The organism is Streptomyces hyaluromycini, assembly GCF_002217755.1.
In the GTDB taxonomy this organism is placed as follows: domain Bacteria; phylum Actinomycetota; class Actinomycetes; order Streptomycetales; family Streptomycetaceae; genus Streptomyces; species Streptomyces hyaluromycini.
This window is the reverse complement of sequence record NZ_BCFL01000016.1, coordinates 1087580-1106033: the sequence shown is the minus strand read 5'-3', so window position 1 is coordinate 1106033 and position 18454 is coordinate 1087580. Positions and strand designations below refer to the sequence as shown.

Below are 18454 nucleotides of genomic sequence, written 5' to 3'. Positions count from 1 at the left end.
GTCGAGCGCGACTCTTTCGGGGTCAGATTACGCGACCGGCTTGCGGGATCGAAATGTTGCCCCCTACCGTCGGTGACGTAATGCACACGCTGCGGAAGTGCACCGCACCGTTGCCGTGCGGCGATGCCACCCTGCGTGAAATCCCCTTCATCTGACCGGAGTTGATGACGCATGCCCGAGACCTGGGACTACACGCTCTACATCCCCAACGACCTCAGAGCGGTGACGATCTGCCGTCGCACCCTGCGTCTGATCCTGACGATGCACGGGTTGATCGGCCTCGCCGACACTGCAGAACTGCTCGCTGCGGAGCTGGTCTCCAATGCCGTACGGCATACGAAGGGGCCGGCCGCGCTGAGGGTCCGGCGTTCCCCGGAGGGTGTGGTGTGGATCGGGGCGTGGGATGCGGATCCGGTGCCTCCGGAGCCGCCGGGGTCGTTGGAGGCGGTGGCGGACGTTGGCGAGGCGGGGCGGGGGTTGGGGCTGGTGGTGGCGTGTGCGGACTGCTGGGGCTGGCAGCCGTCGGCTCGGTTCGGGGAGCGGGGCAAGTTCGTGTGGTGTGAGTTGGGGGTGGCGTGATGGTGGGGTCGTCGCATGAGGCGTTGCACCGGATCTTCCAGAAGGAGCCGGGGTTGCTGACCAAGGCGTTACAGCGGGCGGCGATGAACGTGGATCTGACGGAGATCGAGCCGGTCGAGCGGCGGGTGGACACGTTGTTGCGGGCGGAGACGGACGAGGGGACGTATCTCCTGGTCGTCGAGTCGCAGGGGCAGCCGGACGACCGTAAGCGGGGGAGCTGGCCGTACTACCTGTCCTACCTCTACGAGAAGTACCGGTGTGAGCCGGTGCTGATCGTGACCACGCAGAGCCGTGCGACGGCGAAGTGGGCGGCGCAGCCGATCCAGCTCGGGCGGGCGCGGAGGCAGGTGTCTCATGGCGCCGTCTGGGAAGTCGGTGGGTACAGCCTGCCGCGTATGGTCGCGGCGTGGACGGAGGGCGGCCTCAGGTGCGTACCGTCGGAGTGGAGGAAGAGCTTCTGCTCGTCGACCCGGTGACCGGCGAGCCCAAGGCGTCGGCCGCGGCCGTGCTGGCGCGGGCCTCGCTGGCCGATCCCGGGCAGGACGTGTTCGAGAAGGAGCTCTACGGGCAGATGCTGGAGTTCGCCACCCAGCCGCAGTCGGACATGGCCGAGCTGGGGGAGGAGATCATCCGGTGTCGTAAGGAGGCCGCCCGGCTCGCCGGGGAGCTCGGGTGTGCCGTCGTCGCGCTTGCCTCTTCGCCGCTGCCCGTCAGCCCCTCCATCAGCGTGAACCCGCGCTACCAGTGGCTGGCCGGGCAGTACGGCATCGCCACCCGGGACCAGCTGGTGTGCGGATGCCATGTGCACGTTGCCGTGGAGTCCGACGAGGAGGGGGTGGCGGTGCTCGACCGCATGCGGCCGTGGCTGCCGGTGCTCGTCGCGATCAGCGCCAACTCGCCCTTCTGGCAGGGCAGCGACACCGGGTACGCCAGCTATCGCAGCCGGGTGTGGTCGCGCTGGCCGTCGGCCGGTCCGGTGGAGCTCTTCCGGTCCGCCGAGCGCTACCACCGGCTGGTGGCGGACATGGTGGCCACCGGCGTCATCCTGGACGAGGGGATGGTCTACTTCGACGCCCGGCTGGCCCGGCGCTATCCGACCGTGGAGATCCGGGTCGCGGATGTGTGCCTGCGTGCCCGGACCGCCGTCCTCGTGGCCACCCTCGCCCGTGCGCTGGTGGAGACCGCCGGGAGGGAGTGGCGGGGCGGGCGCGAACCCGTCGATCACGGGGTGGGGCTGCAGCGGCTGGCCGCCTGGCAGGCCGCTCGGTCGGGGCTCGGCGGGGAGCTGCTGGATCCCGGCACACTGCGGCCCCGGGCGGCACCCGCCGTACTGGACGCACTGCTCGCGCACACCGGGGACGCCCTCGCCGGCAGCGGTGACCTTGCGGCCGTGGAGGAGGGCGTCGAGCGGCTGCTGCGGTGCGGCAACGGCGCCGAGGAGCAGCGGGAGCTGCTGGCGGGCACCGGGAGCCTCCGGGACGTCGTCACCGGGTGCGTGCAGCGCACCCAGGAATGACGCGCCCCGCGCCTCGCCCCCGCATCTCGCCTCGCCCCCGCGCCTCGCCTCGCCCCCGCATCTCGCCTCGCCCCCGCATCTCGCCTCGCCCCCGCATCTCGCCTCGCCCCCGCGCCTCGCCTCGCCCCCGCGCCTCGCCTCGCCCCCGCATCTCGCCTCGCCCCCGCATCTCGCCTCGCCCCCGCGCCTCGCCTCGCCCCCGCATCTCGCCTCGCCCCCGCATCTCGCCTCGCCCCCGCATCTCGCCTCGCCCCCGCATCTCGCCTCGCCCCCGCGCCTCGCCTCGCCCGGCGCGCGCTCAGCCCGGCTTGCGGGCCAGGACGAATGCGCGGGGCCACTTCTCCGACTCCACCGGCTCCCGGATCAGGGTCGCCGCCACGTCCAGGCCGGCCTTGGCGAGCATGTCGCCGACCGCGTACGCGGGGCGCCAGTAGTAGCGCAGGTCGATCTCGTGGCCGAAGCGTTCGGTGAGGTGGAGGCTGGGTGTCTCGCCCTTCTGGAAGGCCAGCAGGACGTGGCCGCCGGGGACCAGGGCGCGGTGGAAGCCGGCGAAGGTCGCCGGGAGGTGGTCGTCCGGGACGTGGATGATCGAGTAGAGGGCGAGGATGCCGCCGAGGGTCTCGTCGGGCAGCTCCAGGGACGTCATGGAGCCCCGGTGGAAGCGCACGGCGGGGTGGGCCTCCCGGGCCAGGGTGATCATGGCGGGGGAGAGGTCGATGCCGAAGGCCGGGACTCCCAGGTCGTTGAGGTGGGCCGTGATGTCGCCGGGGCCGCTGCCCAGGTCGGCCACCGGGGCGCTGCTGTTCGCCTTCACCAGCGTGGCGAAGGCGGAAATCATGGACATGTCCACCGGCCGTTCGGGGAGGCCGGGGAAGGCTGCGGTGTAGTCCTTGGCGATCGTGTCGTAGGACGTACGGGTGGTCTGTATGAAGTCGGGCGTCTCCGAGTCCGTCACGGTCGCGCACGCTACCGGGCGGGCGTGGCCCGCGTGGCGAAGTCGCGGTTGCGGCTCGGTCCCGGCTCGGTCCCGTTTCGGTAGGTGGACAGGACCGGCGTGATCGTCGCCGGGCGTGGTATGCGTGGAAGAGGAAACATAGGTGTTACCCAACCACGTCCGAGGTCATGCGTCCGCGGTCAGATTTTCTTCCCCTAACGGGCTGAACTTTTGTTGATCTCGGGTCAGTTGACCCTTCGGGCGTCCTACCCTTCAGAGGGTGAACCAATTGATGTCCACAGAGACCGAGGCCGACCTTCCCGGGGATGTGCTCCCCGGCGTGCTCAGCGAGGAACTGCACGCCGAACTCGTCGCCTTCCGCCGCGACCTGCACATGCACCCCGAGCTAGGGAACCAGGAGTTCCGCACCACGGCCGCCATCAAGGAACGGCTGGAAAAGGCCGGTCTCCGGCCGCGCGTCCTCCCGTCGGGGACCGGACTCATCTGTGACATCGGGCCGGTCGGGGACGGGCTTCCGGTGCTCGCCCTGCGCGCCGACATCGACGCCCTGCCCATCCCGGACATGAAGACCGAGTGCTCGTACCGGTCCACCGTGCCGGACCGGGCGCACGCCTGTGGGCATGACGTGCATACGACGGTGGTGCTGGGCGCCGGACTGGTCCTTGCCGACCTGCACGCGCGCGGGCAGCTGCCGCGGCCCGTACGGCTGCTCTTCCAGCCCGCCGAGGAGGTGCTGCCCGGCGGTGCCGCCGACGCCATCGAGGCCGGGGTGCTGGACGGGGTGGGGCGGATCATCGCCGTGCACTGCGACCCCCGGGTGGACGTGGGGCGGATCGGGCTCAGGACCGGTGCCATCACCAGCGCCTGCGACCGGATCGAGGTGTCCCTGGACGGGCCCGGCGGCCACACCGCGCGCCCGCATCTGACGACCGACCTGGTCACCGCCGCCGCCCGGGTCGCCGTCGACGTGCCCGCGCTCATCGGGCGGCGCGTGGACACCCGCAGCGGGCTCGCCGTGACCTGGGGCCGGATCGAGTGCGGGCACGCGCCCAACGTGATCCCCCAGCACGCCGAGCTGTCCGGGACCGTGCGCTGCCTGGACCTGGAGGCCTGGCGGACGGCGCCGGACGTCGTGCACGCGGCGATCGACGAGATCGCGACCCTGCACCGGGCCAAGTCCGAGATCAACTACGTGCGCGGGGTGCCGCCGGTCGTCAACGACCCGGTGATCACCGAGCTGCTGCGGGACGCGATGACCGCCCGGCGCGGCACCGAGTCCATCGAGACCACCGAGCAGAGCCTCGGCGGCGAGGACTTCTCCTGGTACCTGGAGCACGTGCCGGGCGCGCTGGCGCGGCTCGGGGTGCGCACGCCGGGCGAGCGGACCGCGCGCGATCTGCACCAGGGTGACTTCGACGCCGACGAGCGGGCCATCACCGTCGGGGTGGAGCTGTTCACGGCCGCCGCCCTGATCGACTCGACCATGTAGTCGTACCGACGGAAGTCGTATCAGACGGCGGGAGAAACGGTCAGCTTGCCGCATCCGCCGCCGTACTGCCCGCAGGGGGCGAAGGGGTGCCCGGTCGGTGCCCTTTCGCCCTCTTGTGTCACCCCGCCGTAACCGTTGGTCTCCACTTGTAACCCGGAGTCGGCACGGTTCGATAACGGCCCGGAGAAACCCCGTTCCCCTCCCCTTCTACGCGCGTTACTGTGCGCCGAAATCGCCACCGAGGGTGGACGGTTGGGGAAGCGGACCGATGACGGTGCCGTGGGGACGAAGGGGTGCTTGCTGTGCGTTATATCTCGGGTCGGAAAACTCGGTTCTCCCAAGCTGCGGTGACCGTTGCCGTCATCGCCCTCGCGGCCGCCGGATGCGGCAAGTCCAGCTCGGACAGTGGTGCCACCAGCACCAACTCGTCCGGCAAGTACAACGGCAAGGGCATCGGCCTCGCCTACGACATCGGCGGCAAGGGCGACCAGTCCTTCAACGACGCCGCCTACGCCGGCTTCCAGAAGGCCGAGAAGGACTTCGGCATCGCCGGCCGGGACATCGAGCCGCAGGACGGCGAGTCCGACGCCGACAAGGTGCAGCGCCTCGACACGCTCGCCAAGGCCGGCTACAACCCGATCATCGGGGTCGGCTACTCCTACGCGCCCGCCGTCAAGGAGGTCGCGGCCAAGTACCCCAAGATCACCTTCGGCATCATCGACGACAACGAGGTGACGGCGAGCAACGTCGTCGACATGGTCTTCGCGGCGGAGCAGTCGTCGTACCTCGCGGGTGTGGCCGCGGCGTCCGCCACCAAGAAGGACCACATCGGCTTCATCGGCGGCGTCGACATCCCGCTCATCCACACCTTCGAGGCGGGCTTCGACCAGGGCGCCAAGTCGGTCAACCCCAAGATCAAGATCGAGTCGCAGTACCTGACCCAGACGGCCCAGGAGGGCGGCTTCTCCAGCCCCGACAAGGGCAAGGCCGCCGCGCAGGGGCAGATCGACGCCGGTGCCGACGTCATCTACCACGCGGCCGGTCTCTCCGGCCAGGGCGTGATCGAGGCCGCCTCCACCGCCAAGGTGTGGGCGATCGGTGTCGACTCCGACCAGTACAGCCAGAGCGCGCTCGCGAAGTACAAGGACTACATCCTCGGCTCCGCACTGAAGAACGTCGGCGGCGCCGTGTACGACCTGGTGAAGTCGGTCCACGAGGGCAAGCCGGAGAGCGGTGTCGTCAACGGCACCCTCAAGACCGGTGGCGTCGGCTTCGCGGACACCAACCCCAAGTACAAGGCCATGACCAAGGTCGTCGCCGCGGTGGAGAAGGCCAAGCAGGACATCATCGACGGCAAGGTCACCGTCAACACCAAGTAATGCGACATATATATACGGCCGGGTGATCACCCGGCCGTATACGGACGGCCGGACAGCGGCCGAAGGGCGGCCGGAGGAACGGCCGCCTGCGCTCCCTTGCAGTTCCCGCGCCCCTTGCCTACCGCAAGGGGCGTACTGCTGTGCGTAGCCCTGGCCGTGACTGTGGCCACAGCTAGATAACGGACCGGACATTGGGGGTTTTCCGTCTGGTCTACGCGCGTTACGCTGCCGCGGAACCAGCGCCTGGTTTGGGCGCTTGCACGAAGGAGTCTCGTTCCATGCGCCGGGTGTCCCGTATTGCCGTTGCAGGCGTTGCAACCGCAGCCCTCGCCGTCACCGTTTCAGCGTGCGGCAGCTCGTCCAGCTCGTCCACCGGCAAGGGGGGCGCGTCCAAGGGCGTCGGCCTCGCGTACGACGTCGGTGGCAAGGGCGACCAGTCCTTCAACGACGCCGCCTACGCCGGCTTCCAGAAGGCCAACAAGGAGTTCGGCGTCACCGGCCGGGACATCGAGCCGCAGGACGGCGAGTCGGACGCGGACAAGGTGCAGCGGCTGGAGACCCTGGCCAAGTCCGGCTACAACCCGGTCATAGGCGTCGGCTTCGCCTACGCGCCCGCCGTCAAGGAGGCCGCCGCGAAGTTCCCGAAGGTCAGCTTCGGCATCATCGACGACAACGAGGACCAGGCGAGCAACGTCGCCGACATGGTCTTCCACGAGGAGCAGTCCTCGTACCTGGCCGGCGTCACCGCCGCGCTGACCACCAAGTCGAACACCGTCGGCTTCATCGGCGGCGTGGACGTCCCGCTGATCCACAAGTTCGAGGCGGGCTTCGAGCAGGGCGTCAAGGACACCAAGAAGAACGTCACGGTCAAGGCCCAGTACCTGACCCAGACCGCGGCCGAGGGCGGCTTCTCCAGCCCCGACAAGGGCGAGGCCGCCGCGGAGGGCCAGATCGGCGCGGGCGCGGACGTGGTCTACGCCGCCGCCGGCCTCTCCGGCCAGGGCGTCATCAAGGCCGCCGCCGCGCACAAGGTGTGGGCGATCGGCGTCGACTCCGACCAGTACAACCAGGCCGCGCTGTCGAAGTACAAGAACTACATCCTGACCTCGGCCCTCAAGAACGTCGAGGGTGCGGTGTACGACCTCGCCAAGTCCGTGATCAAGGACAAGAAGCCGCTGTCCGGTGACATTCGCGGCTCCCTGACCAACGGCGGCGTCGGCCTGGCCGACTCCAACCCGGTCTTCAAGAACAACGCCACCCTGCAGGCCGCGCTCAAGAAGGCCGAGGCCGGCATCAAGGACGGCTCCATCACGGTCAAGACCTCCTGACCCAGGGGTCACATGGCCTTGTCGTAGGCATGGTCAAAAGAACGCTGTAATGGCAGCGTTACGGCCACGGAACGGGGTGCGGGAAGGATGTTCTTCCCGCGCCCCCTGCCATGATCCGGGGACCCGGACGGGGCCCCGGCGCGGATCCGAGAGTTCGGTCAGGAATCTCGGGTACGGGTCCGGGGGATCGGCGGCAGGGGCAACCCCCGTTCGCGCGGCAGAATGCTCGGAACGGATCGAGAGTCGAAAAAGCTCGGTCAGGTCCGGGCACTATTTAAAGCAGGGGCGCTACGCGCGTAGAGCGACCCCTTTCTCTAGGAGAGTGCGCCATCGACGCGTCCAGCAGCCCTCCGCTCACCGCAGAGACGACAGCCGCGGTCGAGCTGGCGGGGATCACCAAGCGATTCCCGGGTGTCGTAGCCAACCACGACATCCACCTGTCCGTCCGCAAGGGCACCGTGCATGCCCTGGTCGGCGAGAACGGTGCCGGCAAGTCGACCCTGATGAAGATCCTCTACGGCATGCAGAAGCCGGACGAGGGCACCATCGCGATCGACGGCGAGCAGGTCTCCTTCTCGTCCCCGGCCGACGCCATCGCGCGCGGCATCGGCATGGTCCACCAGCACTTCATGCTGGCGGACAACCTGACGGTCCTCGAGAACGTCGTGCTGGGCAGCGAGAAGCTGTACGGCATCGGCGGCAACGCGAGGAAGAAGATCGCCGAGATCTCCGACCGCTACGGCCTCGGCATCCGCCCGGACGTCCTGGTCGAGGACCTCGGCGTCGCCGACCGGCAGCGCGTGGAGATCCTCAAGGTCCTCTTCCGCGGCGCCAAGACCCTGATCCTCGACGAGCCCACCGCCGTCCTCGTCCCGCAGGAGGTCGACGCACTCTTCGACAACCTGCGCGAGCTGAAGTCCGAGGGCCTGTCGGTCATCTTCATCTCCCACAAGCTCGGCGAGGTGCTGTCCGTCGCCGACGACATCACCGTCATCCGCCGCGGTACGACGGTCGGGACCGCGATCCCCTCCGAGACCACCCCCCGCCAGCTCGCCGAGCTGATGGTCGGCAGCGAGCTGCCCACGCCGGAGACCGCCGAGTCCACGGTCACCGACAAGCCCGTGGTCACCGTCAAGAACCTCACCGTCTACGCCGGCGGCGGCATCGCCTCCCTCGGCGAGGTCGGCGCGCAGCCAGAGACCGCGACCGTCGGCTCGTCCGGTGCCGCGCCGGGTGCCGACGTGCTCACCGAGGCCACCACCCCCGGCGCCGCCAAGCGCGTCCTCGACGACGTCTCCTTCACCATCCACGCCGGCGAGGTCATGGGCATCGCCGGTGTCGAGGGCAACGGCCAGACCGAGCTGATCGACGCGCTGATCGGCACCAAGCACGCCGACTCCGGCGCGATCGAGTTCCTCGGCGAGGACATCACCGGCTGGCAGACCCGCAAGCGCCGCGAGTCCGGCGTCGGCTACATCCCCGAGGACCGGCACCGCCAGGGCCTGCTCCTGGAGTCCCCGCTCTGGGAGAACCGCATCCTCGGCCACGTCACCGAGAAGCCCAACGCCAAGGGCTTCTGGCTGGACATCAAGGGCGCCCAGGCCGACACCCGCCGGATCGTCGAGGAGTTCGACGTCCGCACCCCCGGCATCGACGTCACCGCCGCCTCCCTCTCCGGCGGCAACCAGCAGAAGCTGATCGTCGGCCGCGAGATGAGCCACAACCCCAAGTTCCTGATCGCCGCCCACCCCACCCGCGGTGTGGACGTCGGCGCCCAGGCGCAGATCTGGGACCGCATCCGGGAGGCCCGCCGCGAGGGCCTGGCCGTGCTGCTGATCTCCGCCGACCTGGACGAGCTGATCGGCCTGTCGGACACCCTGCGCGTGATCTACGACGGAAAGCTGGTCGCGGACGCCGACCCGGCCACCATCACCCCGGAGGAGCTGGGCTCCGCCATGACGGGTGCCGCGTCCGGCCACCTGGAACATGTAGACACCGCCCCAGAAGGACACGAAGGCGCCGCTGGTCCGGAGGACGAGGCCCGATGAAGAAGTTCGACAAGGAGCGGGTGCTCCTCGCGGTGGCCGGCCCGGTCATCGCGCTCGTCCTGGCGATCGCCCTGACCTCGATCGTCCTGCTGGCCTCGAACCGCAACCCGTTCGAGCCGTACGTGCTGATGCTCCAGCAGCTGCCGTACTCGGACATCCAGGTCCTGATCATCAACCAGGCGGCGATGTACTACATCGCGGCCATCGCGGTCGCCCTCGGCTTCCGGATGAACCTGTTCAACATCGGCGTCGACGGCCAGTACCGCCTCGCCGCCGTGATGACGGCCGTGGTCGGCGCCAACGTGGGCCTGCCCGCCTTCCTGCAGATCCCGATGCTGCTCCTGGTCGCCATGCTCACCGGCGCCTTCTGGGCCGGTATCGCGGGCGTCCTCAAGGTCACCCGGGGGGTCAGCGAGGTCGTCGCCACGATCATGCTGAACGCCATCGCCACCAGCGTCATCGGCTACATCACCCTCGCCAACGTGTGGGGCGTCCAGGTCGGCAACAACATGACGACCGGCGTGATGAAGAAGTCCGGCTGGTTCCCGGGCATCAACCTGGGCTCCGACGTCGGCGAGATCTACGGCATGGTCTTCGTCGCCATCGCCCTCGGCATCGGCTACTGGGTCGTCCTCAACCGCACCCGCTTCGGCTTCGACCTGCGCGCCACCGGCGCCTCCGAGTCCGCCGCGGCCGCCTCCGGCGTCGACGCCAAGCGCATGGTCCTGGTCTCCATGCTGATCTCCGGCGCCGTCTCCGGCCTCGCGGGCCTCCCGCTGCTGCTCGGCGACTCGCACACCTACAGCCTCGACTTCCCGGCCGGCCTCGGCTTCACCGCCATCGGCATCGCCCTGCTCGGCCGCAACAACCCGGGCGGCATCGCCTTCGCCGCCCTGCTGTGGGCCTTCCTCGACAAGGCCTCGCCCGCCCTCGACTACGCGACCCCGGTGGCGTACGAGAAGGAGATCGCCACGATCATGCAGGGCCTGATCGTCTTCTCCGTCGTCATCTCCTACGAAGCCGTACGGCAGTGGGGTCTGCGCCGCCAGCAGCGCCAGGTCGGCGCGGAGCTCGCCGCGGCCGCCGCCCAGAACACCAAGAAGGAGGTGGCGGCCTGATGTCCACCGCGACCATCGCCAAGCCGCAGGCGAAGCAGCCCGGCAAGGGCGGCCGCCGAATGTCGCTCCCGGTACTCCTGCTGGTCATCGCCGGCGTACTGATCCTGACCTCGGCCGTGCGCCTGATCACCGGCGCCGACGGCATCACCTCGACCGGCCAGATGTCCACCGCGCTGCGCCTCGCCGTCCCGATCGGCCTCGCCGGTCTCGGCGGTCTGTGGGCCGAGCGCGCGGGCGTCGTCAACATCGGCCTCGAAGGCATGATGATCCTCGGCACCTGGTTCGGTGCCTGGGCCGGCTACCAGTGGGGTCCCTGGGTCGGTGTGGTCTTCGGCATCCTCGGCGGCGCGCTCGGCGCCCTGCTGCACGCCGTCGCCACCGTCACCTTCAACGTCAACCACATCGTCTCCGGTGTGGCCCTGAACATCCTCGCCCTGGGCGCCACCCGCTACCTCTCCAAGTTCACCTTCGAGAACACCGAGGGCGGCTCCTCCAAGCAGTCCCCGCCGATCGACTCACTCGGCACGTTCAGCGTCCCCGGCCTGTCCGACTGGCTGAACACGCTCAACGAGAAGCACTGGTTCCTGATCTCGGACATCGGCGGCCTGGTCGGCGGCCTGCTGACCGACCTGTCCCCGCTGACGGTCGTCGCCGTCGCCCTCGTCCCGATCACGTGGTGGGTCCTGTGGCGCACCGCCTTCGGCCTGCGCCTGCGCTCCTGCGGCGAGAACCCGGTCGCGGCCGAGTCCCTCGGCGTCAACGTCTACAAGTACAAGTACATCGCGGTGCTCATCAGCGGTGGCTTCGCGGGCCTGGGCGGCGCCTTCCTCTCCATCGTCGCCTCCAACGTGTACCTCGACGGCCAGACGGCCGGCCGCGGTTACATCGGTCTCGCCGCGATGATCTTCGGCAACTGGATGCCGGGCGGCCTCGCCCTCGGCGCGGGCCTGTTCGGCTACACCGACAGCCTCAACCTGCGCGGCGGCACGGTGAACGTCCACGCGCTGATCCTGCTGATCGCGATCCTGCTGGTGTTCGGCGCCGCCTACCTGGCCTGGCGCAAGAAGTACGTCCCGGCAATCATCACGATCGTCATCTCGGTCCTGATGTTCATCTGGTACGCCTCCACCAACGAGGTCCCGCGCCAGCTCGTGACGGCGACCCCCTACATCGTCACCCTCCTCGTCCTCTCGCTGTCCGCGCAGTCCCTGCGGATGCCGAAGGCGGACGGCCTGCCGTACCGGAAGGGACAGGGCAAGTGACCACCGCGGCCGCCGGCTTCGACTGGGAGTCCCTGCGCACGGAGGCCCGCGAGGCCATGTCCCACGCGTACGCCCCGTACTCCGGCTTCCCGGTCGGGGTCGCCGCCCTGGTGGACGACGGCCGCACGGTCTCCGGCTGCAACGTGGAGAACGCGTCGTACGGCCTCGGCCTGTGCGCCGAGTGCGGACTGGTCTCCGAGCTCCAGCGCACGGGCGGCGGCCGCCTCACGCACTTCACCTGCGTGGACGGCACGGGCGGACTGCTCGTCCCGTGCGGCCGGTGCCGCCAGCTGCTCTACGAGTTCGGCGGCCCGGACCTCCTCCTGGACACCCCGGAGGGCGTCCTGCCCCTCTCCGAGATGCTGCCCCAGGCCTTCGGCCCGGCCCATCTCACCAAGTAACTCCCGTACGGCCCCTCCGCGTTCGGAGGGGCCGTACGCTTCGCACTTCTTCGAAGGGAACGCCATGGCCACCATGGACGCCATCTCCGTCATCCGCACCAAGCGGGACCGCGGTGAGCTCAGCGACGAGCAGATCGACTGGGTCATCGACGCGTACACGCGCGCCGAGGTCGCCGACGAACAGATGTCGTCGCTCGCGATGGCCATCCTCCTCAACGGCATGAACCGCCGTGAGATCGCCCGCTGGACCGCGGCGATGATCGCGTCCGGCGAGCGCATGGACTTCTCCTCCCTGTCCCGCCCGACGGCCGACAAGCACTCCACGGGCGGCGTGGGCGACAAGATCACCCTCCCGCTCGCGCCCCTCGTCGCCGCCTGCGGCGCGGCCGTCCCCCAGCTCTCCGGCCGCGGCCTCGGCCACACCGGAGGCACCCTGGACAAGCTGGAGTCGATCCCCGGCTGGCGCGCCCTGCTCTCCAACGAGGAGATGCTGAACGTCCTCGACACCACCGGCGCGGTGATCTGCGCGGCGGGCGACGGCCTGGCCCCCGCCGACAAGAAGCTCTACGCGCTCCGCGACGTCACCGGCACGGTCGAGGCGATTCCCCTGATCGCCTCCTCGATCATGTCGAAGAAGATCGCCGAGGGCACCGGCTCCCTGGTCCTGGACGTGAAGGTCGGCACCGGCGCCTTCATGAAGACCATCGAGGACGCCCGCGAGCTCGCCTCGACCATGGTGGGCCTCGGCACCGACCACGGCGTGAAGACGGTCGCGCTCCTCACGGACATGTCCACCCCCCTCGGCCTCACGGCCGGCAACGCCCTGGAGGTCCGCGAGTCGGTGGAGGTCCTGGCCGGCGGCGGCCCCGCGGACGTGGTGGAGCTGACGATCGCCCTGGCGCGCGAAATGCTGGACGCGGCGGGCGTCCGGGACGCCGACCCGGCGAAGGCGCTGGCCGACGGCTCGGCGATGGACGTCTGGCGCCGGATGATCGCGGCCCAGGGCGGCGACCCGGACGCCGTGCTCCCGGTGGCGAAGGAACAGCACGTGATCAAGGCGCCGTCGTCCGGCGTCCTGACCCGCCTCGACGCCTACGGCATCGGCGTCGCCGCCTGGCGCCTGGGCGCGGGGCGCGCCCGCAAGGAGGACCCGGTGCAGGCCGGCGCGGGCGTCGAACTCCACGCCAAGCCCGGCGACACGGTGACGGCGGGCCAGCCCCTCCTCACCCTGCACACGGACACCCCGGAACGCTTCGAGTACGCGCTCCAGGCGGTCGAGGGGTCGTACGACATCGGGGCGCCGGGTACGGCGTTCACGGCGTCGCCCGTCGTACTGGAACGTATCGCCTGACCAGGGGATTGCTCGATCGAGTGAACGGGACCGGTGGACCTGCACCGGTCCCGTTCGGCATGCTGGGATCGGTGACGCACCGATAGGAGACCGCCGTGAGCGCACTCACCATCAGCCAGGACCCCGACCAGAACTGGGACGACCTCGTCCGGTACTGGGAGGAGATGGAATGGCCCGAGGGCAGCAAGGTGGAGATCATCGAGGGGATCATCACCGTGTCACCTGCTCCCGCCGTCCGCCACAACGTGATCGCGGCACGTATCCAGCGTCGCCTCTACTCAGTGATCCCGGAGGAGTGGGAGGTCTTCCAGACCTTGGCGATCTCCGTGCCGTCCCGGCTCGGCATGCTCATCCCGGACCTGGTGGTGACCCAACTGCCGGAGCACCCCGAGGCGGAGTCCCACATCCCGGCCGCGCCGGCCGAGTTGGTCGTCGAGGTGACCTCCAAGTCCAACGCCCGCCACGACCGCGTCAGCAAGCCTTCCGCCTATGCCACCGCGGGCATTCCGCTCTACCTCCTCATCGACCGCTGGGCCCCAGGCGGCCCCACCGCGACGCTCTACGGTGAGCCGAAAGGTGATGTCTACCGGGTCCTCAGCGCGGTCAAGTTCGGCGACCCCCTCAAGCTGCCGGAGCCGTTCGACCTCACGATCGACACTGCCGAGTTCCCCGCCGACTGACCCCCGCCACGCCGATCGTCGTACGTCCCACGCCCCAGTGCCGTACGACGCCCACCGCCGCTGCCGTGCTCAGGGCCGTCACCAGGAGGCGGCTGGAGAAGATCACCGCCAGGTCGGCCTTCGCGAGGGTGGTGAAGAGCAGGGCGGGGGAGGCGACGTGGAAGGCGAGCTTCGTGAGGACCTCGCGGCCGTTCGCCCTCAGGTGGCCGCCGCGGCCGAGGACGTAGCCGACGGCGATGACGATCGCGATCACCGCGAAGCCGCTCAGCACCCCCTGCACGGGACCCCCTTACGGGGGAGGAGACCGTAGGGCGTACCGGGCGCTGCTGATCCGTGGGGCATGCAGCCAACCCTCTGGGTCGGTCAGGTGCAGGTCAACGGTGTGATGCTTGTGATCTGCGCGACCGTGCGGGAGCACGCCGTATCTACCGATGAGTTATCAGGGCGTCACCGGTCTACCGCCTCGTGGATGCCGTGACCCCCGCCGTGCTCGTGCTGTCGGGCCCCGCCGCCAGGGACGAGGTGCCGGGGCTGTGCGACGACGTGTGCGAGCTGCTGGCGGTCACCGGCGCTGGAGTCGTCGTCTGCGACGTGGCCGGTCTCGGACCGCCGGGCCTGGCCGCCGTCGACCTGCTGGCCCGGCTGGAGCTGGCGGCCCGGAGGGCAGGAGGGCGGATACGACTCCGCGACCCCGACCCCGCCCTACGCTCCCTCCTCCGTTTCGTCGGCCTTCACCTCCAGGTGGAGGGGGAGATCGAAGAGCGGGAACCAGCGCTTGGTGTCCAGGAAGAAGTGGAACCCGGTCAGCCGGCCGTCTGAGATCTCCAGGACCTGGACGGACCAGGGGCTCCAGCCGCCGGTGTCCGGGTCGGGCTTGTACTGGGCGAACCCGGGCAGGCCGTTGACCTGGACCGGGAACAACCGCGAGCCCTCGCAGGCGGAGCCGATGGTGATCATGAAGCCGGTGATGTCGTCGTGACCAGTGAGCCACAGGTCGAACGGCGGCATCGTCATGACGGCGTCCTCGTGGAGCAGCGCCGTGAGCGCCGTCATGTCGTAGCCCTCGAAGGCGGCGACATAGCGCTCCAGGAGCTTCTGCTGCTCCTCGTCTAGCGGGTCGGAGACCTCGGCGCCGGCGCCCGACTGCCGCTGCTCGGCCAGCGTGGCCCGGGCCCGCTGCAACGCGCTGTTGACCGACGCGACCGAGGTGTCGAGCAGCTCCGCCACCTCGGTCGCCCGCCAGGCCAGCACCTCGCGCAGGATCAGCACCACCCGCTGTTTGGGCGGCAGCTGCTGGAGCGCGGCCATGAAGGCCAGCCGGATCGACTCCTTGGCCACGGCCGCCTCCGCCGGGTCGTCCACCGTCGGCAGCACGCGCGCGTCCGGCACCGGCTCCAGCCAGGTGTTGTCGGGCCGGGGGGAGAGCGCCGCCCGGGCGAGCGGCGTCGACTCGCTCAGGTCCATCGGCCGGGCCCGCTTGCTGCCCGCGCTGAGCATGTCCAGGCACACGTTCGTCGCGATCCGGTACAGCCACGACCGCAGGCTGGAACGGCCCTCGAACTTCTCGTAGCTCCGCCAGGCCCGCACCAGGGTGTCCTGCACCGCGTCCTCGGCCTCGAAGGACGAGCCGAGCATGCGGTAGCAGTACCCGGTCAGCTCGGTCCGGTACTTCTCCAGTGCGACGTCCAGCTCCGCCGTCGCCGTGCCGTCGGTCATCTTTCGTCCACCCACCCCTGTGGCCGTTCCTGTCCGCGCGCCGTTGCGCTCCAGCACTTCGGAAGGTATCGCAGGGGACTGACAATGGCGTCCGGAGTGGGGAAACGTGCAGGTGAGGGATGGGGAGCGCCTAAGGGGGTGGGGGGTGCGGTTCACGGCGGGTGCGGCTGTGTCGTGGTTGATCGCGCCCACGCGGCGGTAGCCGCATATCCAATACAGCCCCGCGCCCCTGACGGGGCGCTTCAGCGAGGGCGCTGATCAGTGAGCGTTGGCCAGGACCTGCCTGCGCGCCGCCACCGAGCCCAGGACAGTGATCGTCACCACGCCCAGGATCGCGAGCAGTCCCACGCCGACCGTCCCCGCCCAGCCCTCCGCGTGGAAGGCCAGCGCGCCGACCGTGCTGCCCGCGCTGGAGCCGATGTAGTACGCGGACTGGTAGAGGGCCGAGGCCTGGGCCCTGCCGTGGGTGGCCGCCTTGCTGACCGCCGAGGAGGCCACCGCGTGGCCCGCGAAGAAGCCCGCGGTGATCAGGACGAGGCCCAGCAGGACCAGGGGGAGCGAGTCGGCCAGGGAGATCAGGAGGCCGGTGGCCGTCGTGCCGCCGGCCAGGTAGAGGGATCCGCGGCGGCCGAGCCGGCCGACCAGGCGGCCCGCCGTCGACGCCGACACCGTGCCGACCAGGTACACCAGGAAGATCGAGCCGATGACGCCCTGGGGGAGCGAGAAGGGCTCCTCGGTCAGTCGGTAGCCGATCACCGTGTAGACGCCGCCGAACACGGTCATGAACAGCGCGCCGATCGCGTACAGGCGGCGCAGCAGCGGGTCGGCCAGGTGGTCGCGGACCGTGCCGAGCAGCCGGCGCGGGTGCAGCGAGCCCGCCTTGAAGTGCCGCGGGGCGGGGAGGAGGAGGCGGAAGGCCACCGCGCAGCCGACGGCGATCACGCCGATGACGCCCACGGCGACCCGCCAGCCCCACTCCTGCGCGACCCAGCCGGTGATGACCCGGCCGCTCATCCCGCCGACGCTGTTGCCCGCGACGAACAGGCCGATGGCCGTGACCAGCGCCTTCGGGCGGACCTCCTCCGCCAGATACGCGGTCGCCGACGCCGGCAGGCCGGCCAGCGCCGCGCCCTGGACGCCGCGCAGCACCACCAGTACGCCGAGGGACGGCGCGAAGGGGACCAGCAGCCCGACGGTCACCGCCACCGCCAGCGAGGCCGTCATGACCGTACGACGCCCGAAGCGCTCGGAGAGCGCGCTCATCGGGATGACGAACAGCGCCAGGCCCCCGGTCGCCGCCGCCACCGTCCAGCTCGCGTCGCTCGCGGACACGCCGTAGCCGTCCGAGATCAGCGGGAGCAGGGCCTGCGTGGAGTAGAGGAGGGCGAAGGTCGCGACACCGGCGAGGAAGAGCGCGAAGCTCATCCGGCGGTAGCCGGGACCGCCCGGGGTCAGACGCGAGTCGGAGGCGGGGACGGACGGGACGGCGTCCACGACGGCGGACGCCCCGGTACTGGCGGGAGACATGCTTCGAACGTACGGACCCCCACGCTGATCCGTCCAATGCATGGAATCGCCATAATCGTTCCCATGGAGCATCAGCAGAGGTCAGCGGGGCGCCTGTCGCCGTACAGTGACACAGAAGACATGACGATGTTGCTCGCGCCCCGCCTCGCGTACTTCGCCGGCGTGGCCCGCACGGAGCATGTCACCAGGGCCGCCCAGGAGCTCGACGTCCCTCAGTCCACCCTGTCCCGCGCGATGGTCCGCCTGGAACAGGACCTGGGCGTCGACCTCTTTACCCGGCACGGCCGCACCGTCTCCCTCACCCCCGCCGGCCGCACCTTCCTCACCTCGGTCGAACGCGCCCTCGGCGAGGTGCAGCGTGCCGCCGACGAGGTACGCGCCGACGCCGACCCCACGACGGGCAAGGTCGCCTTCGGATTCCTGCACACCATGGGCGCGGAGACCGTACCCGGCCTCCTCCAGGCCTTCCGCGTCGACCATCCCCGCATCCGCTTCAGCCTCGTCCAGAACTACGGCGAGGCGATGATCGAGAAGCTGCGGGCGGGCGAGCTGGACCTGTGTCTGACCTCCCCGGTACCGGACGCCCCGGACCTGGCCGCCCGCCGCCTCGACGAACAGAAGCTGCGCCTGGTGGTGCCCGCGGATCATCCGCTGGCCGGCCGCAGGCGCGTCCGCCTCGCCGAGGCGGCCGACGAGACCTTCGTGACCCTGGAACCGGGCTACGGCCTGCGCCGCATCACGGACGACGTGTGCAGGGAGGCGGGCTTCAAGCCGAGGATCGCCTTCGAGGGAGAGGAAGCGGAGACGTTGAGGGGCCTGGTCGCGGCCGGGCTGGGGGTCGCGTTGCTCCCCCCACCCGCCTTTCCCCGCCCGGGAGTCGTGGAACTGACGGTCACGGCCCCAAGAGCGGCCAGAGAAATCGGCGTGGCCTGGCTGGAGGGCCACCCGGACACGCCCCCAGTGGCCGCCTTCAAGAAGTTCCTGCTTTCAAGGCGCGGGAGTCTCCTTCCCTAGGGCCTGTCTGACAATTCCCGTCTGCCTCGCGACGCCATGCACGCACTCTCGCCGCACCGGGCGCAGACCCAAGTACGTCCAGTACGAGGGC

16 protein-coding genes and 2 pseudogenes are annotated in these 18454 nt (G+C 70.0%); 14 read left to right on the top strand and 4 right to left on the bottom strand.

Going from position 1 to position 18454, the window contains the following annotated elements; genetic code table 11:
• The first annotated feature begins 171 nt into the window (after positions 1-171).
• From SSP29_RS05070 to SSP29_RS05060, 3 genes and pseudogenes are all read left to right on the top strand, one after another.
• Positions 172-579: an ATP-binding protein gene (locus tag SSP29_RS05070; RefSeq protein WP_089099226.1), complete on the top strand. Its 408-nt coding sequence runs from the start codon at positions 172-174 to the stop codon at positions 577-579.
• A pseudogene (locus tag SSP29_RS55000) lies at positions 579-911 on the top strand (hypothetical protein); the annotation flags it as partial. The gene SSP29_RS05070 and the pseudogene SSP29_RS55000, both read left to right, overlap by 1 nt.
• Positions 912-1006: 95 nt before the next feature.
• Positions 1007-2095, top strand: coding sequence for a glutamate--cysteine ligase 2 (locus SSP29_RS05060; protein WP_089099225.1), 1089 nt, complete (start codon positions 1007-1009; stop codon positions 2093-2095).
• 298 nt (positions 2096-2393) lie between these two features.
• Here the strand turns inward: SSP29_RS05060 and SSP29_RS05055 are convergent, their stop codons facing one another.
• Positions 2394-3050, bottom strand: a complete 657-nt coding sequence (locus SSP29_RS05055; RefSeq protein ID WP_089099224.1) for a class I SAM-dependent DNA methyltransferase — start codon at positions 3048-3050, stop codon at positions 2394-2396.
• 271 nt (positions 3051-3321) lie between these two features.
• Here SSP29_RS05055 and SSP29_RS05050 point away from each other — a divergent pair, with 271 nt between their 5' ends.
• The 9 genes from SSP29_RS05050 to SSP29_RS05010 all read left to right on the top strand — a co-directional run bounded on the left by SSP29_RS05050 (position 3322) and on the right by SSP29_RS05010 (position 14106).
• Positions 3322-4539, top strand: coding sequence for a M20 family metallopeptidase (locus SSP29_RS05050; protein WP_089099223.1), 1218 nt, complete (start codon positions 3322-3324; stop codon positions 4537-4539).
• 347 nt (positions 4540-4886) lie between these two features.
• Positions 4887-5918, top strand: coding sequence for a BMP family lipoprotein (locus SSP29_RS05045; protein ID WP_089099222.1), 1032 nt, complete (start codon positions 4887-4889; stop codon positions 5916-5918).
• Between the two features lie 278 nt (positions 5919-6196).
• Positions 6197-7246 (top strand): BMP family lipoprotein, encoded by a 1050-nt coding sequence (locus SSP29_RS05040; RefSeq protein ID WP_089099221.1) that lies wholly within the window; start codon positions 6197-6199, stop codon positions 7244-7246.
• Between the two features lie 329 nt (positions 7247-7575).
• Positions 7576-9294, top strand: coding sequence for an ABC transporter ATP-binding protein (locus tag SSP29_RS05035; protein ID WP_089099220.1), 1719 nt, complete (start codon positions 7576-7578; stop codon positions 9292-9294).
• Complete coding sequence (locus tag SSP29_RS05030) at positions 9291-10412, top strand: ABC transporter permease (protein WP_089099219.1); 1122 nt, start codon at positions 9291-9293, stop codon at positions 10410-10412. The genes SSP29_RS05035 and SSP29_RS05030 overlap by 4 nt, the downstream gene beginning before the upstream one ends.
• On the top strand, positions 10412-11674 hold the full coding sequence (locus SSP29_RS05025) for an ABC transporter permease (RefSeq protein WP_089099218.1): 1263 nt from the start codon (positions 10412-10414) through the stop codon (positions 11672-11674). The genes SSP29_RS05030 and SSP29_RS05025 overlap by 1 nt, the downstream gene beginning before the upstream one ends.
• On the top strand, positions 11671-12075 hold the full coding sequence (locus SSP29_RS05020) for a cytidine deaminase (protein WP_089099217.1): 405 nt from the start codon (positions 11671-11673) through the stop codon (positions 12073-12075). Before SSP29_RS05025 ends, SSP29_RS05020 begins: the two co-directional genes overlap by 4 nt.
• 73 nt (positions 12076-12148) lie before the next feature.
• Positions 12149-13426, top strand: a complete 1278-nt coding sequence (locus tag SSP29_RS05015; protein WP_089099813.1) for a thymidine phosphorylase — start codon at positions 12149-12151, stop codon at positions 13424-13426.
• Positions 13427-13521: 95 nt separating this feature from the next.
• On the top strand, positions 13522-14106 hold the full coding sequence (locus tag SSP29_RS05010) for a Uma2 family endonuclease (protein ID WP_089099216.1): 585 nt from the start codon (positions 13522-13524) through the stop codon (positions 14104-14106).
• 10 nt (positions 14107-14116) lie between these two features.
• Here the strand turns inward: SSP29_RS05010 and SSP29_RS05005 are convergent.
• Positions 14117-14386 (bottom strand): annotated as a pseudogene (locus SSP29_RS05005) (AEC family transporter); the annotation flags it as partial.
• Between the two features lie 185 nt (positions 14387-14571).
• Between SSP29_RS05005 and SSP29_RS05000 the strand changes: the two are divergent.
• On the top strand, positions 14572-14925 hold the full coding sequence (locus SSP29_RS05000; RefSeq protein WP_123060323.1) for an STAS domain-containing protein: 354 nt from the start codon (positions 14572-14574) through the stop codon (positions 14923-14925).
• Here SSP29_RS05000 and SSP29_RS04995 read toward each other — a convergent pair.
• Together SSP29_RS04995 and SSP29_RS04990 are read right to left on the bottom strand one after the other, a co-directional pair.
• Positions 14809-15822 carry a sigma-70 family RNA polymerase sigma factor gene (locus SSP29_RS04995; protein ID WP_089099215.1) on the bottom strand — a complete coding sequence of 338 codons (1014 nt, stop codon included), beginning with the start codon at positions 15820-15822 and terminating at the stop codon, positions 14809-14811. The two genes, SSP29_RS05000 and SSP29_RS04995, sit on opposite strands and share 117 nt — an antisense overlap.
• A gap of 258 nt (positions 15823-16080) precedes the next feature.
• The gene (locus SSP29_RS04990) at positions 16081-17349 is read right to left on the bottom strand and encodes an MFS transporter (RefSeq protein WP_089099214.1); all 1269 of its coding nucleotides are present in this window, start codon (positions 17347-17349) and stop codon (positions 16081-16083) included.
• A gap of 63 nt (positions 17350-17412) precedes the next feature.
• On the opposite strand from SSP29_RS04990, the gene SSP29_RS04985 reads away from it, so the two are divergent.
• Positions 17413-18363: a LysR family transcriptional regulator gene (locus SSP29_RS04985; protein WP_089099213.1), complete on the top strand. Its 951-nt coding sequence runs from the start codon at positions 17413-17415 to the stop codon at positions 18361-18363.
• Positions 18364-18454: the final 91 nt, after the last annotated feature.

Excerpts from the sequence above, each read along its gene's own strand:
- SSP29_RS05070 (WP_089099226.1), top strand. The coding sequence starts at position 172 with ATGCCCGAGACCTGGGACTACACGCTCTACATCCCCAACGACCTCAGA.
- SSP29_RS05050 (WP_089099223.1), top strand. The coding sequence starts at position 3,322 with ATGTCCACAGAGACCGAGGCCGACCTTCCCGGGGATGTGCTCCCCGGC.
- SSP29_RS05040 (WP_089099221.1), top strand. The coding sequence starts at position 6,197 with ATGCGCCGGGTGTCCCGTATTGCCGTTGCAGGCGTTGCAACCGCAGCC.
- SSP29_RS05030 (WP_089099219.1), top strand. The coding sequence starts at position 9,291 with ATGAAGAAGTTCGACAAGGAGCGGGTGCTCCTCGCGGTGGCCGGCCCG.
- SSP29_RS05025 (WP_089099218.1), top strand. The coding sequence starts at position 10,412 with ATGTCCACCGCGACCATCGCCAAGCCGCAGGCGAAGCAGCCCGGCAAG.
- SSP29_RS05015 (WP_089099813.1), top strand. The coding sequence starts at position 12,149 with ATGGACGCCATCTCCGTCATCCGCACCAAGCGGGACCGCGGTGAGCTC.
- SSP29_RS04995 (WP_089099215.1), bottom strand. The coding sequence starts at position 15,822 with ATGACCGACGGCACGGCGACGGCGGAGCTGGACGTCGCACTGGAGAAG.
- SSP29_RS04990 (WP_089099214.1), bottom strand. The coding sequence starts at position 17,349 with ATGTCTCCCGCCAGTACCGGGGCGTCCGCCGTCGTGGACGCCGTCCCG.
- SSP29_RS04985 (WP_089099213.1), top strand. The coding sequence starts at position 17,413 with ATGGAGCATCAGCAGAGGTCAGCGGGGCGCCTGTCGCCGTACAGTGAC.